This is a genomic window from Cystobacter fuscus DSM 2262, assembly GCF_000335475.2.
GTDB lineage: Bacteria > Myxococcota > Myxococcia > Myxococcales > Myxococcaceae > Cystobacter > Cystobacter fuscus.
Window position 1 is genome coordinate 451,700 of sequence record NZ_ANAH02000004.1, and the last position, 15,037, is coordinate 466,736.

At 69.0% G+C, this 15,037-nt stretch carries 12 protein-coding genes; 3 read left to right on the top strand and 9 right to left on the bottom strand.

The window, feature by feature from the left end:
• Positions 1-43 precede the first annotated feature (43 nt).
• The 3 genes from D187_RS06530 (at position 44) to D187_RS06540 (ending at position 3,656) form a co-directional block, all read left to right on the top strand.
• Positions 44-1,237, top strand: a complete 1,194-nt coding sequence (locus D187_RS06530; protein WP_002631062.1) for an acyltransferase family protein — start codon at positions 44-46, stop codon at positions 1,235-1,237.
• A gap of 60 nt (positions 1,238-1,297) precedes the next feature.
• A complete protein-coding gene (locus tag D187_RS06535) occupies positions 1,298-2,578 on the top strand; it encodes a carboxylate--amine ligase (protein ID WP_002631063.1) in 1,281 nt (426 codons plus the stop codon).
• Between the two features lie 193 nt (positions 2,579-2,771).
• The gene (locus D187_RS06540) at positions 2,772-3,656 is read left to right on the top strand and encodes a fatty acid desaturase family protein (RefSeq protein WP_002631064.1); all 885 of its coding nucleotides are present in this window, start codon (positions 2,772-2,774) and stop codon (positions 3,654-3,656) included.
• Positions 3,657-3,719: 63 nt separating this feature from the next.
• Here D187_RS06540 and D187_RS56695 read toward each other — a convergent pair whose 3' ends face one another.
• From D187_RS56695 to D187_RS06585, 9 genes are all read right to left on the bottom strand, one after another.
• Positions 3,720-6,524 carry a glycoside hydrolase family 44 protein gene (locus D187_RS56695; protein WP_002631065.1) on the bottom strand — a complete coding sequence of 935 codons (2,805 nt, stop codon included), beginning with the start codon at positions 6,522-6,524 and terminating at the stop codon, positions 3,720-3,722.
• Positions 6,524-8,128 carry an exopolysaccharide biosynthesis glycosyltransferase EpsD gene (gene epsD / locus D187_RS57500; RefSeq protein WP_020917825.1) on the bottom strand — a complete coding sequence of 535 codons (1,605 nt, stop codon included), beginning with the start codon at positions 8,126-8,128 and terminating at the stop codon, positions 6,524-6,526. The genes D187_RS56695 and epsD overlap by 1 nt, the downstream gene beginning before the upstream one ends.
• Entirely contained in the window at positions 8,125-8,781 is a 657-nt protein-coding gene (locus tag D187_RS06560; protein ID WP_002631067.1) for a hypothetical protein, read from the bottom strand. Before D187_RS06560 ends, epsD begins: the two co-directional genes overlap by 4 nt.
• 107 nt (positions 8,782-8,888) lie before the next feature.
• A complete protein-coding gene (wzy, locus tag D187_RS06565) occupies positions 8,889-10,439 on the bottom strand; it encodes an exopolysaccharide repeat unit polymerase (protein WP_002631068.1) in 1,551 nt (516 codons plus the stop codon).
• A 10-nt stretch (positions 10,440-10,449) separates the two neighbouring features.
• Complete coding sequence (gene epsU, locus D187_RS06570) at positions 10,450-11,637, bottom strand: exopolysaccharide biosynthesis GT2 family glycosyltransferase EpsU (protein ID WP_043428565.1); 1,188 nt, start codon at positions 11,635-11,637, stop codon at positions 10,450-10,452.
• A gap of 43 nt (positions 11,638-11,680) precedes the next feature.
• Positions 11,681-13,180: a GumC domain-containing protein gene (locus D187_RS06575; RefSeq protein ID WP_002631070.1), complete on the bottom strand. Its 1,500-nt coding sequence runs from the start codon at positions 13,178-13,180 to the stop codon at positions 11,681-11,683.
• A gap of 5 nt (positions 13,181-13,185) precedes the next feature.
• The gene (locus D187_RS06580) at positions 13,186-13,584 is read right to left on the bottom strand and encodes a response regulator (protein ID WP_002631071.1); all 399 of its coding nucleotides are present in this window, start codon (positions 13,582-13,584) and stop codon (positions 13,186-13,188) included.
• A 19-nt stretch (positions 13,585-13,603) separates the two neighbouring features.
• Positions 13,604-13,777 carry a hypothetical protein gene (locus D187_RS56700; protein ID WP_002631072.1) on the bottom strand — a complete coding sequence of 58 codons (174 nt, stop codon included), beginning with the start codon at positions 13,775-13,777 and terminating at the stop codon, positions 13,604-13,606.
• Positions 13,778-13,789: 12 nt separating this feature from the next.
• Entirely contained in the window at positions 13,790-15,034 is a 1,245-nt protein-coding gene (locus D187_RS06585; protein ID WP_002631073.1) for a hypothetical protein, read from the bottom strand.
• Positions 15,035-15,037: the final 3 nt, after the last annotated feature.

Genomic DNA, 15,037 nt, shown 5'->3' on the forward strand with positions numbered 1-15,037 from the left:
CGTTGTGAGGGATTGGGAAGTCTGCGTTGTTTGAACGCTTCCCATGCCCCCCTCCACAGACATCGCCCTTCAGGTCTTCCTGCCCCACCAGGTCTTCCTGCCCCACCAGGTCTTCCTGCGCACCCGGTCCTTCAAGGCCCTGGATGGGCTGAGAGCACTGGCCATCCTCGCCGTGGTCTTCTACCACGTGTCCGACTGGCGAGAGGGCTTCGTGGGCCGCTTCTATTTGAGCGTCTCGCTCTTCTTCGCCATCAGCGGCTTCCTCATCACCACGCTGCTGCTGCGCGAGCGCGACGCCACCGGAAGCATCGCGCTCACGAAGTTCTACGCCCGGCGCTCGCTGCGCATCTTTCCGCTCTACTACGCCGTGTGCGCGCTCTACATCGTGCTCGTGGCCGGATTCGAGCAGGACGTGCTGGTGCGCGCCACGTTCTTCGACAACGTGCGCTACTACCTCACGTACACGTCGAACTGGTTCATCCCGCTGGGCGAGGGCCGCATCGTCTTCTTCTTCGCCTGGAGCATGGCCACCGAGGAGCAGTTCTACCTGTTGTGGCCGTGCGTGGTGCGCCACTTCAAGCGCCGCGGCGGCCCGGTGGTCTTCATGGTGGGCCTGCTGCTCTTGGGGTTGCTCGCCGACTGGGGCGTGCGCTCCGGCGTGCTCGACACCCGCTGGCTGTGGGTGCGCATGCTCGACAGCATCTCCATCTCCATCTGCATGGGGTGCCTGGCGGCGTACCTGACGCACTTCCCGCGCTCCTTCGAGTGGACGTGGAAGGTGCTCGGCCAGTCGTGGAGCGTCCCGGTGCTCGTCGTGCTGGCGGCCGCCGCGGTGCGCTACCAGGAGACGCCGCTTTGGGTGTCCTCGCTGCTGTTCACCGCCCTGGTGGTGGCCATGTGCATCCGGCCCCGCCACGTGCTGGCGCCGCTCGTGGATCACCCGGTCCTTGGCTACGTGGGCTCCATCACCTACGGCGTCTATTTGATGCACATGCTCTCGCTGCACCTCGTGCGCCGCCTGGTGCCGCAGCACCTGGTGCCCTACCCGCTGGTGCTGCACTTCGTGCTGACGCTGGCCGTGAGCATCGGCCTGGCCACGTTGAGCTACCGCTATTTCGAGACGCCTTTTTTGAGGCTCAAGAATCGCTTCGACTGGCGCGGCGAGGCGTCCCCTTGTCCGCAAGCCCGGTCCCCGGTGGTGCCATCCGGGGTGGGTGCTCCGGTGAGCCCGGGGTAGGCGAGTTGGGGTAGGTTGCTCGCCGGGGGGGACATGGGTCCCTCGACGAGGAGCTCCATCATGACGACACCCGCTCGGCCACCCATCCTGCTGACGATGGCCGACTACTACGGCACGCTGGCGGCGGTGCGCAGCCTGGGCCGGCTCGGCATCCCCATCACCATGGCCGAGTCCAAGCTGCTCGCGCCCGCGCGCTGGAGCCGCTACGTGACGCGGCGGGTGAGCTGCCCGAGCGTGGGGGACTCGGACGCCTTCATGGAGTGGCTGGTGCGCTTTGGCGAGCGCGAGCCCGGCCACGTGCTCTACCCCACGAGCGACGACATGGCGTGGCTGTTCGCCCTGCACCGCGAGGAGCTCGCGCGCCATTTCCAGATGTACCAGCCGGACGTGAGCGCCATCTACGGGCTGCTCAACAAGCAGCGGCTGCACGACCTGTGCGAGGGCGTGGGGCTGGACGTGCCGGACACCTGGTTCCCCGAGGACGAGGCCGCGGTGGAGCGCGTGGCGGCCCAGGCGCGCTTCCCGGTGCTGCTCAAGCCGCAGACTCAAATTCTCTTCGAGAGCCACGTGAAGGGCGCGCAGGTGGAGCGCGCGAGCGAGTTGTTGCCGCGCTACCGCGAGTTCCTCGAGCGCAACCAGTACGGGCGCAAGCTGCTCGCGTATGATCCGCGGGCCAACCGGCCCATGGTGCAGGCCTTCTACACGGAGGCGGCGCAGAACATCTTCAGCCTGAGCGGCTTCGTGGACCGCACGGGCGAGCTGTTCGTGGCGCGCGGGGCGCTCAAGGTGTTGCAGCGGCCGCGCAAGCTGGGCATCGGCTTGTGCTTCGAGGAGGTGCCGGTGGACGAGGCGCTGGCGGAGAAGGTGCGCCAGCTGTGCAAGAAGCTCGGCTACCACGGCACGTTCGAGGTGGAGTTCATCCGCGTGGGCGGGCGGCAGCTGCTCATCGACTTCAACCCGCGCTTCTTCAGCCAGATGGGCTTCGACGTCGCGCGGGGCATGCCGCTGCCGTTGTTCGTCTACGAGGCGGCGGGTGGCAACGAGGAGCGGCTGGCCCAGGTGGCGCGCGAGGCGCTCGCGTGGAAGGGCACGGGCCAGTACATCTACTGCCACCGGGGCATCTTCGAGCTGCTCTTGCGCGCGCAGGGGTTGTCGGGCCGGCTGTCCTCGCAGGAGGTGCGGCAGTGGCGCGAGTGGTACGCGCGTCACAGCGAGCGCGCGGTGGACGCCGTCATCGACATCGGGGACTGGGTGCCGTGGGTGGTGGACGTGGCCATGCACCTGCGCTTCTACGCGCGCCACCCCAAGAGCTTCATCCGCACCATGGTGTTGGACAAGTAGGCCCGCCGGGTCCGAGGTGGCTCCCGGGGCGTGCTTCCCTGGCCGCCGGGCCACCTGGGGAGGATGAAGCTTCCCTCCGCTTTGTCCATCCCGGGAGCGCGGGGCTTTCTTGTATGCTCCGCGTCATTTCCCGCCGCTGCCGCGCCGTCCTCCTCCTGGAGGGGGGTTCGGACGGCTCCTTCACGGAAAACGCATGACCCTGTTCCGGTATCGCGAAGACCGAATCCCCGTCCTGCTGTTCCTGTGCGTGTTCGCGCTGGATCTGACGGTGTACTTCCTGGCGAGCAACTGGTGGTTGCCCATCCTGTGGTTCGGCGCGCTCATCATCCCGAAGGGGTGGATCTGCTCGTGGAACCACAATCACCAGCACCTGCCCATGTTCCGTCACACGCTGCCCAACCGCCTGCTGGAGGTGGTGTTCGGCTTCCAGACGGGAATCACCTCGCACGCCTGGTTCCTGCACCACGTGGTGGGCCACCACAAGAACTACCTGGACCAGGACAAGGACGAGTCGCGCTGGAAGCGCGATGACGGGTCGACGATGGGCGAGGTGGAATACTCGCTCAAGACGGCGCTCACGGCCTATCCGCGGGCCTTGCGCGTGGGCCTGGAGCAGCCCCAGCACCGCAAGGCGCTGCGCACCTTCGTGGGCATGGCCGCGCTGCAGGTGGTGCTGCTGGGCGTGCTCTTCTGGCACAACTGGTACAACGCGCTCTTCGTCTTCCTGGTGCCCATGGCGGTGTCGCTCTACGTGACGGTGTGGGCCACCTACTTCCACCACGTGGGCCTGGAGACGGACGACCACAACCAAGCCTCGTACAACATCCTCCATCGGGGCTACAACCTGATGACGGGCAACCTGGGCTACCACACCGCGCATCACTCGCGGCACGGCCTGCACTGGTCGAAGCTGCCCGAGTTGCACGCGCAGCTCGCGCGCGACATCCCCCCCAATCTCTACCGCCAGCCGGGCATCCCCTTCGTGTGGCGGGGCTCCGAGGCCAAGCTGGAGCTGAGCAGCGAGCAGGTGGAAGCGCTCGCGGCCTCCGCCGTGTCGCCCAAGCGGGCCGCGGCCTGAGTCACCCGGGGAGGGGCCTCGCGAGAGGGGCCGCTCTCCCGCGCCGGGCCGCGCGGTGGCCGCCTACCGCGCGAGCTTCAGGTCCAGCACGGACATGGACCAGGGCGGCAACACCAGCTGCACGCTGTTGCCCGACGTCAGGAAGGTCCGGTTCTCGGAGAAGCCCGCCGGCCCGCCCCGGTAGCCGAACACCCGCACGCTCTCGACGTTGCCGCACCCCTTGAACTCCACCTGGGTGGTGCGCGCCGTGTCCGCGTCCAGGTTGAGCGCGACGGAGACCATGTGCTCGCCGCTGTCATCGCGCGAGGCGAACAGCGACGTCGTCCGGGCGTCCGCGGGCTTGTCGAAGCGCGAGGGCACGTAGTGGTCGAGGAAGCGGCCGCCCTGGCCATCGAAGTTGCGGAACGCGCGGAACGCCCAGAAGGCGGGGCTGTTGCGGGGCGGGTAGGTGAACATGAAGGCCGAGGTGATGCCCTGCTCGGCGAAGCGTCCGAGCGCCTCGGCCTGCGCGAGCCCGCCGCTCATGTGCGTGGTGGCGCCGAAGTTGTACTCGCCGATGGAGATGCCCCGCTTGGGGTAGTACTCGGCGATCCACCGCTTGAGGCGGGGGATGAGCTCCACGGTGTCCTCGATCCACGACTCGTCTTCGTACGAGGGGTCCCACAGCGCGCGCACCGAGCGGATGCGCCGCGCGGAGGTGTCGGCATCGGTGGCGCCCCGCTCCTCCATGCCCATGCCCTTGCCCTGGGGGTAGAAGTGGACGTCCACCACGTCGAGGATGCGGGTGCCCGTCTGCTGCTCGTGCTCGCGCAGCTTCTTGAGGTACCAGGGCAAGAGCGCGAGGTTGCCGTGCGCCTTGATGTCCTTCTTGTTGCCGCCCGGAGCCAGGTCCGCCGCCGAGTGGAAGTAGTTCGTCCAGCCCCACTCGGCCGGGCCGGCGATGACGGCGTCGGGGTCGGCTTTGCGCACGGCGGAGCCGTAGGCGATGGTGCGCTCGAGCAGCTCGTCATAGGTGACGGGCTCCGGGTGCACGTCGCGGTGCGTGGTGTTCCAGAGCATCGGCTCGTTGTCGAGGATGTACATCTGGACGCTGCGCCCGCGCTTCTTGTCCTTCTCGCGCAGCGAGCGCACCCACTCGTGGATGAAGGAGGGAGGGGCCTCGACGCTCGTCTGGGTGGGCTCGGGCGGGGGCAGGGCCTCGCCCGAGGACGTGAGCCCATTGCCGGCCTCGGGCACGTCCGGATCCATCTTCTGCTGGGGGCCGAAGAGCGAGCGGGGAAAGCTCGTGGAGGTGGCGTCCTTGGCCACCCAGCCGATGAGGGGCACGGTGAGGGCGGACTGGAGCCCGTGCTGGAGGTTGGCCTGGAGGAAGCTGTCGGCGGTGTAGTCGGGGCGGGTGCCGAGGACGACGTTGCGGAAGTACCAGTCGTTGGCCGTGTTCCAGACGTTGCCAATCTTCCAGTTGTAGCGGGAGCTGGCGTTGCCTCCCCAGCGGCGCGCGGTGGCGCCCAGCTCCCACTGGTGGGACTCCTTGAGCTCGCGCAGGTTGCTGAAGGCGATGCCGTAGATGAGCGGGCTGATGGAGTGGCCGGGCGCGGTGCAGTCCACCACCACGCGCGGGCCCTTGGCGTTGCCGAAGCCCGGGCGGGCGCCTCCCCCCGTGGCGGCGGGAGCGGGCGTGGGAACGGGCGAGGGAGCGGGATAGGAAGGAGTCGGGCGGGGAGGGCTTGCCGTCTGGGCGACGGCGGGAGGGGGCCGGGGCGGCGGCGGCGGGGTGGCGCGGTCGGCGAGCCGCGCGAGGCCCAGCTGGCTGATCTCCACCCAGTCCTCGCCCACCGGCTTGTAGGCGCGCAGCACGAGCTGCGTGAAGGCTTCCTTGCGCGGGTTGAGCTCGCTCATGGGGATGAACACCTGCGTCCAATCCCCATCGCGGGCGACGACGTGTGCGTCGGACACGCGCACGCGATGGAAGAGCGTCTCGCCATCGGAGTCCAGCCGCACCTCGAGGAAGTCCCCGAAGCTCTTGGGCGCGCGGTAGCGCAGCGTGAGGCCGCCGTAGTCGGTCCCGAGCTCCCTCTTGGACAGGCTCCACCCACCGAACTTGTGCAGGCGCAGCTTCGCGGGCGATGCGCTCTCCAACTCGTGCTCGGCCCACCCCCGGTCTTCCCAGCCCGGGAGCAGGCCGTTGTCGTAGGCCAGGTCCATGGGCTCGACGACGGCGCCGGAGGGGGCCGCGCTGGCCTGCGACTCCTGTGAGGGGCTGGCGGTGTCCAAGGCGGGCGTCATGCCGCCGGGCGCGGTGAGGCCCAGCTCTTCGATCTCCACCCAGTCCGTGCCCACGTTCTTGTAGGCGCGCAGCACGACGCTGCTGAACTCGGCCTGTTTGGGATTGAGCTGCTCGAGCGGGATGAAGAGCTGGACCTGGTCCCCGTCGCGGCGCGCCACGTGGCTCGCGTTCACCTTCACGCGGGGGAAGATCGTCTCGCCCTCCGTCTCCAGCCGCACCTCGAGGAAGTCGCCGAAGTCCGCGGGGGCGCGGTAGCGCAGCGCGAGTCCTCCGAACTCCCCCTGGAGGCCCTTCTTGCGCAGCATCCAGCCGCCCATCTTGTCCATGCGCAGCCGGGCCGGGCCGGGGGGCTTGAGCTCGCGCTCGGACCAGCCCTCGTCGACCCATCCCTCCATCAAGTACCCCCGGCTCCAGAGGGCCTCGGTGATGGCGGGGATGTCATAGACGCTCGCGCCGGCACTGGCTTCCTGGGAGGAGGAGCCGCGCTTGCACGAGGCGAGCAGGGGCGCGCCCAGACAGACGCCGGACAGGAGGGCGACGCGGGACCAGCGGCCGCGCCATGACGAGAAGACGGGCCGCATCACTCGCCGTCCACGTCCCGGCGCGGGAAGACGCGGGCGGGGATGCCCACGGCCACGCTGTCGGGCGGCACGTCCTGGAGCACCACCGCGTTGGCGCCGATGCGCGAGCGGGCCCCGATGGTGATGGGGCCGAGGATGCGCGCGCCGGCGCCCACCCACACGTCGTCCTCGATGGTGGGGTAGCCATCATCCTTGGCGGTGCCCACGGTGTTGTTGCCGTAGAAGCGCACGCGGTTGCCAATCTTCGCGTCGCCGCCGATGACGGTGCCCAGGCTGTGGACGAAGTAGACGCCGGTGCCCAGCTGCACGTCCTTGCCAATCTCCACGCCGAGCAGCGCCGTCTGGGCCACGCGCAGCGCGTGGTTGCCCATGGGAATGCCCAGGCCCCGCGCCGCCTCGCGCAGCCGCTGCAGCGCGAGCACCCGGTAGCCGTCCGACGTGAGCACCATGGCGGCCACGGCCTTGGGGCTCGCCTGGCCGTGGTGCTCCGAGCGCGTCGCCTCCAGCGCGTCCTCCTGGAGCGCCTGGACGAGCCGCCGCACCTGGCCGGGCCCGCCCGCGCTGAGGGCGAAGCGCGCCACGTGCCGCGCCGCCTGGCCCAGCGAGCCCGCCTCGGCGCGCGCCCCGCGCAGGTACTCCATGGCGTACGTCACCGAGGTGCCCATGAAGGCCAGCTTCGCGTAGCCCGCCTCGTCGGCCCGCCGCGCCGCGCCCATCACCGCCTCCGTGAGCGGACGCGTGGCCTCGGGCGCCACCACCGCGGCGGCGAGCAGCGGCCGGGCCAGCGGGTTCATCTCGAAGAGGAAGCGCCACGGGTCCACCTGCGGCACGTCCGGGTGCTTGTCCGCCACGCGCGAGTCGAAGACGCCATAGCGGTGGGCGCGCTTGAGCCACTTCTCGTAGCTGGTGTGATCCGAGCCGTGCAGCACGTGCGCGGCGGCGCAGAACTCGAAGCGGCAGCCGGCCTTCTCCAGGCGCACGCCCAGCTCGATGTCCTCGGACTGGCCCAGGCTCTTGTCGAAGCCGCCCGCGGCCACGTAGTCCGCGCGCCGGAAGGACACGTTGCCGGTGAAGAGCTGCCAGCCGTGGGCGCGCCGCTTGGGGCCGCTCAGGCTCGCGGCGATGCGGTTGTTGAGCCAGGCGTACCAGCGCTCGAACAGCGGCATGTCGGAGATGGAGGGATCCGGGCGGATTCCCCCCAGCACCACGTTGCGCGAGCCCTGGGGGTGGCGCGCCAGGTGCCGGGCGAGGAAGTCCTCGGCCACCTGCATGTCGTCGTCGGTGATGAGGACGATGTCGCCCCGGGCCGCGAGCACGCCCCGGTGGCGCGCGGCCGCCGCGCCGGCGTTGGCCTGCGTCTCCACCCGGAGGGTATAGGGCAGCGAGAGCTTCTCCAGCACGGGCGCCACCGGCTCGCGCGAGCCGTCATCCACCACCACCACCTCGAAGTCCGAGGGGGGCAGCGTCTGGCGGGCGAGCTGGTGGAGCAGGCGCTGGATGAGATCCGCGCGGTTGTAGGTGGCAACGACCACACTCAGCCGCGGGCGCGAGGCCTCGGGCCGAGGAGGAACAACGGCGCCAGGGGCGCCGGAAGCTGCGTTCATTTCTTCAGGGCTCCGGACGGGGGCTGGAGGGTAACGCTTCCGAGGAAGCGCTCCTTCCCAATCAGGTCCAGCGTCCGGCGGGCGGAGGTGTAATCCGAGGTGCCGAGCGTCACGCTCAAGAGCGCCTTCTCGGCCGCCAGCGCGATTTCCAGCCCCAGGGGGTTGGCGACGACGGAGTCGATGAGGACGACCACCCGGTCGCCCTGCTCCACGTACGCCTGCATCTCACTGACCACGTGCTGCGAGGCGCCCAGCTCCAGGCCCTCGGCGTCCAGGAAGTGCAGCGGCGTGCTGCTCTGCCGGCTGGCGACCTCGAGAATGGCCTGGACGGCCTGCAGTCCCGAGCCCCCCGCGTGCGAGGGCACCACCACCAGCGAGGACCAGCGGTGACGCTGGTTGAGCATCGCCCAGAGCTGCAACAGCGTGCTCGACGGCACACTGGGCGTGGGGGCATACTGCGGCTGCGCCGTCTCCGCCGCGACCGTGGCCACCGTGCCATCGGCCTCCTGCTCCCGCTCCGGGCTGGGCGGAGGGGGCTGCGGCCGACTCCCCCGCACGACGGACAGCGGCTGCACCACGCGCCGCATGTCGGGTGACGTGGGGCCTCCCGTGCGCGAGCCACCCTTCGTCTTCTTGTCGTGAGGCTCGAACATGGCCGGAACTATACTACCGCGTCCCGGGGCGGTTGGCACCCCCGAAGATGCCGGACCAGTGCGCGGAGTGTCATATTTCCGTGGCCGCTTGGGCTTTCGGTGCGGTATCATACAAGATTTCCCGTTTGGGTGCGAGTTCCCCCAACTGGAACGACTTCAGATGTTTTCGCGACCCTTGGGCTCGGCCAGGCCCCCGTCAGGGTGGCCACCTTGCCCACGCAGGTGACCGCCATGGCGATGAGGAGGGTGCCGAGCCAGCTGATGCTGCCCATGTCGCCGAAGCACTGGTTGGTATAGGCCACGATGACGGCCATGGCCACCAAAGCGCCGGCGCGGTGCATCGGTTCCCGGGCGCGGTAGTAGGTGCGCACCGTCAAGAAAACGGCCACGGAAATCCAACCCCACAGGCCGCTGAGGCCCACCACCCCGCCGAAGGCGAGCATGCCCAGCACCGAGTTGTGCGGGTGGTAGAGGTAGTCGGCGAAGGCGTGGGAGATGTCGGGCAGGGGGATGATTTCCTCGAACTCCTGGCCCCACCCGCGGCCGAGCACGGGGTTCTTCTGCCAGGTGTGGATGACGTCGAGGTTCTCGATGTCGCGGTAGTCCATCTGCCCCTTCTCCAGGTTCTCTCCCTCGAGCACCGAGCGGAAGATGCCCACCGGCCCGAAGATGCCCGTGGGCGTCTGCCAGCCCACCGCCAGGTAGAAGGGGAAGAAGGGCAGGAGCACCACTCCCAGCCGGAGGAACTTGAGCTTGAGGGGGCTGCGGGGCGTGATGAGGAAGGCGGCGATGAGCGAGAAGACGAAGCTCACGTAGCCCAGGCGCCGGTCGTTGTAGTGCATGCCCATGAAGATGACGGCGCTCACGATGACCATCCGCCAGAAGTGCTTGCGCGTGGGCTGCTCGAACCACGACATCATCACCGTCATGAGGCCCGCGACGTACAGCATCGAGTCCGAGTGCGTGGTGGCGTACTCGAAGTACAGGCCCCGCGGCCGGGCGATGGTCACGACGAAGAAGGCGCCCAGGAAGGCCTTGGTGCAGCAGCCCACCACGAGCATCCGCCCGATGGTGCGGAAGTCCTCGGGCCCGCGCAGCGCGACGTTGAAGAGCAGCACCAGCAGCGGCAGCGCCGCCATCTGGTGCCACTGCCACGTGGCCACGCGCGAGTTGCCCCCGTTGATGTAGATGCCGAGCACCTGCATCCAGAGGATGGTGGCGGGCAGCACCAGCAACCCGATGACGAGCGGCTTGGGCAGCGGCGTCGTGTACTCGTCGATGTTGATGCGGTTGGCGCGCCGGTAGGCGTACAGCGCGAGGAAGCCCAGGGTGGCGATGTCCAGCAGGGGAAAGCCCAGGCCGGGCACGCCGAGGACGTTGCTCAGGTTGATGAAGAGCAGCTTGCCGGGGAAGTACAGCGGGGACTTCCACTCCCCGTCGTAGGGCACCTCCGGCACCAGGTCCACCGTGACGGCCATGGCGAACAGGCCGAGCGTGAGCTTGCGCACCGGCTGCTGGCAGACCCACCACAGCGCGGCGGCGAGCACCATGGGCAGCACCGCCACCTTGGGCGCGAGGATGACGAGCCCCAGCGTGGCCGCCACCAGCAGGGCCAGCAGCGACAGGAAGACGGGCGTGCGCGAGAGGAAGGCCTCCATCGTCCCCGCCTCAGGTCTTGGGCGTCTCGCGCGTGGTGCGCACCCACTCGCCCTTCTTCTCCGCGGGGCTCGTCAGCAGCCACAGCTTCCAGCCCACGTAGAAGGGTGCCCGCGCGAGCGCCAGCAGCCCGCGCAGGCCCATGCCGGACACCCACCAGCCGCGCATGACGTAGAGCACCAGGCTCGCCACCGCGAAGGCCGCCGCCCCCGCCGACCAGGCCAGGTGCCCCTGCACGAGCGACAGCGCCACCGAGGCCCCCGTGAGCGTGAGCGCCCCCAGCACCACCCACGAGAGCGGCAGCACGAGCAAGTCCATCGCCAGGTCCACGAGGATGCGGTCGCGCTTGCCGAGCCCCTCGGCGAGCAGCGGCAGGCCGTACTGGCGCATCATCGCCATGCGGCCGCCTTCCCACCGGCGGCGCTGCGAGCGCGAGGCCTTCTCCCCGGACACCATCTCCCCGAGCGCCTCGGCCTCCCACGCGTAGTGCACGCGCTCGCCCGCCTGGCCCAGGCGGATGCCGTACTCCAGGTCCTCCACGATGGAGAAGGCCTCGTGGGGCACCCGGCGGATGATGGCGTGGGTGAAGCACATGCCGTTGCCGCGCAGGCCGCACGACACGCTCAGGCGCTCGCGGCCCAGCGAGCGCACCTTGTGGAAGAGCGCCATGGACACCGCCATGAGCTGCGTGCGCCACGAGGCCTCCGGGTTGAGCACACCGTAGTGCGCCTGCACCGCGTGCGCTCCCGCCTCCAGCCGCAGCGCGAAGGCGTGCAGCAGGTTGGGCGTCACCTCCGTGTCCGCGTCCACCACTACCACCGCGTCGGCGAAGCCCTCCTCGAGGCTCTTGTCGAAGGCGAGCTGCAGGGCATAGCCCTTGCCGCGCAGCTGCTGGTTGTGCCGCTCGAGCACCGTGGCGCCGGCCTCCCGCGCGCGTTCGGCCGTGGCGTCCGAGCAGTTGTCCGCCACCACGAGGATGCGCCGCAACTGCTCCGGCCAGTCCAGCCGCGACAGGTTGGTCACCGTGCGCGCGATGCCCGCCTCCTCGTTGTGGGCGGGGATGATGATGTCGAACTTGAGCCGCGGGGCCACCCGGGGCGGCGCTGGCTTCTGCCCGGACAGCAGCGTGAGCAACAACAGGTACCCCGAGGCGGCGAGTACCGGCAGGGCCAGGACGAGGAGCGTCAGATCGAGCAACATCACGGGGCGGGGAACTCCAATGGGGGCATGGCGAGGCGCCGCGCTAGCGGGACTGACTCTCCAGGGGAAGGGTCTCCATCTCCGCCAGCACGGGCAGACCCAGCCCACGCTTGACCTGCCAGGACTGGAGCAGCCGGCCGCTGAGCACGTCGCGGGCGATCGCCGCGAACACGCCCAGCAAGAGCCCCGCGAGGATGCCCCCCAGGGCGATCACCTTGGCGTTGGGCTTGATGGGGCTCCGGGGGAACTCGGCCGGGGTGAGCACGGTGTAGCGGTACTTGAAGTTGGCCCGGGCGATGTCGCGCTCGAGCTTCGCCGCGTCGATGCGCTTGCGCACCTGCTGCAGCGTGATGGTGCGCGCCTGCACGTCGTCCATCGCCGTGCGCACCTTGGGATTCTCCAGCATGCCCGGCAGGATGCCCATGAGCACCCGCTCCAGGCCGTACGGGTCCGGCATGGGCTCGTCGGGGAAGGGCACCGAGCCGCCTCCCATGCGCGAGTACTCGCGCGCCAACTGGTCTTCCTCTTTCTGCAGCACGTGCACCTGGGGCGAGCCGTTGGCCGCCAGCGACTCCACGCTCTGCTCCAGCGCCACGATGGATGGGTGGCTCTCCCCGTACAGCCGGCTGTTGGCCTTCATCTCCGCGCGCATCTCCTCCAGGCGCCGGTTGTGCTTCTCCTCGGCGTCGGAGATGGCGCGCCGCTTGGCGCGGATGAGGAAGCGCATCTCCGCCATGCGCTCGTTGGTGTTGAAGCCTCCCACGCGCGGGTCTCCCACCGCGCGCCGGCGCTCGATCATGATCTGCGCGAAGATCTTGTCGAACTCGAGCACCGAGGTCTTGTAGTTCTCCAGCGCCGTCTGCTCGTAGCCCTGGAGGATCTCCAGCGCCTCGTCGATGGCGGCCATGTCCTCGCGCTGGCGCGACTCGAGGAAGTTCTTCTGCGCGGCGTCGGCCAGCTCGTAGGCGAGCTGGGGATCCGGCCAGGTGACGGACAGGCTCACCCGGCCATCGTCCGTGTTCACGCTCAGCTGCTTCTCCAGCATGCCCACCATGGCGTCCAGCTTGATGTCCTCGGTGGGACGGCCGGAGAGCAGGTGCACCAGCGTGTCCTTGAGGCGCAGCAGCGGGGCGCGCGTGGCCTCCCAGCGGTCCAGCAGGTTCACCCGCTTGATGAGCGACACGATGTTCTCGCGCTTCATCACCGCGCGCGCCGTCGAGCGCGTCACCGAGTCGATTTCCCCCGGCGGACGCACGGGGCTGGGCGCCTCGGGCTCCAGCGCGGCGATGCGCTCGGGGTTGACCAGCGCGGCGATGGTGGCGGTCCTCTTGGTCAGCAGGATGGACTCCGCGTAGAACGTGCGCGGCAGGAACTTGGCGAGCGCCAGCCCCAGCGCCGCCGTCACCACGAAGGTGCCCAGCGCCAGGAGCTTGTGGCGCAGCACGGCGTTCTTCACGTAGCTGTAGTAGTCGTGCATCGCCTCCCAGTCGAAGAGCTGGGACTGGGCGCGCTCCTGCTCGGGGTGTTCTTCGCTCGAGGCCATGTCGCTCATGCCTCCTTACGAGGACGGGCCGCCAGCACCCGCTCCAACTGGTGACGGAACTCCTCGGGCGTGAAGGGCTTGATGAGGTAGCCGCTCACCCCCGCCTCCTCCGCCTGGGCCCGGTCCATCGTCTGCGTGCGCGCGGAGATCATCAACACCGGGATGTCCTGGAGCACCGGCGTGGAGCGGATGAACTCGCACACCTCGTAACCCGAGATATCCGGCAGCGTCAGATCCAGGCACACCAGCATCGGGCGGTGCTCGGCGAGGAACTCCAGGGCGGCCTGTCCGCTGCCGGCTTCCTGCACCCGCGCGAAGCCCATCGACTGGAGCAGATCGCTCACCATCCGGCGGAACATGGGTGAGTCCTCGACGACGAGAACTGCTCCTTGCTGCTGCTCCATACGCGTCTCTCTGGCCTTTTCAGCCTTCCATCGACATCCAGACGACCAGGACGACGAAGATGTAGAAGAAGTTGTACGCCACGAACATCGCCACCGCGCGTTTTACGCCGCGCGCCGCGTTGGGCTCCCGCGCCGCCAGACTCGGTAGGACGAGCAGTGCGTACAACACGGACATCAACAGGAACTTCTTCATGGCCTGATGGTCTCAAAGCCTACCACGGTCATAGCGCACGACCAATCCAACGCTCGTGAACCACTGGACAACCGGACTGAACTCCCCGGTCTGGGGCCGGAACGACAGGACGGCATGATGTCGCCAGGTGAATTGTCCCTTCGCTTGCATGAAGAGGTAGCGGGAGAGCGGCAGGGGCAGCAGCGCCTCCACCTCCGCCCGCACTTCCTGATCGTTGCGGTGCAGTCCAGAGGTAAGCGGGTGGGCATAGCGGACGCCACCGGTCACCTTGGCATCCCGCCGGCCCTCCCATTTCAGATCCACGCCCAGCTCACCCCGCGGTACGAGTTGGGTACTGAGCGGATCCATGTACGGCAGGTATCGGGCACGCAGCCGGGCCGCCACGGGCCAGTGATGGCCCAGGGGCACGGGGGCCTCGAGGGCCGTCTCCAGGGTGGGCATGGTCACGTTGTACGGTTCCACCTCCTCCCGGCGTGGGTACACCCGGCCCAGCGCGATGCCCGGCGCGAGGCTCACATCCACCAGCGGGCTGAAGGAGTGTTTGATTCCCGGGGCCACCTGGAGGACGGAGTCCCGGTTGGCGGTGGAAAAGGACACATCCTGGCCGAGCACCAGCAGGGTGAGGTAGTCGCGGCGGGTGGCGCCGTAGTTGGCCTCCAGGCGCAGCTGGGGCATGCGCTGCTGGGGATAGGCGGCCTCGCCGCGCTTGAGCGGACGCACCGGGTACTCCAACAAGCCGTTGACGATCCACCCGAAGGTGCCCGCCACCATCAGGCGCTTGACGCCGAACGAGCCCTGAAAGCCCGCCAGGGTCTCCGTGTAGACGTAGGAGCTGCTCAGCAGGAACCCCTGGGACTCGCCGCGACCGACCGGCAGATCGCTGCCCCCGGCGCCCCGGAAGTCGCTGAGCGGGAAGGTGCCGAAGGTGGTGGTGTGGACGGCCACCAGCGAGAAGTCGCGGCGCAGCTTGTATTCCACCCACGCATAGGCCGACAGCAGGAACTCGAAGGTGGGGCGCAGGGGCACCTGGCGCAGGAAGAACTGCGGCTCGGCGACGAACTTCACCTCCAGCCGGTTGGTGTACAGCACGCTGTCCAGGCGCGGGGCGAGCAGCACGTCCGCCACCACGTCGCTGCCGGCCTGTTCGGTGAGCAGCTTCGTGCGGACGACGGAGTTCAGACTCACCTGGGTCTTGTATTTGACGGCCGGAACGGAGGCCACCAACAGCCAGCCGAGCGCCAGGGCGGGCAGCGCCATGCG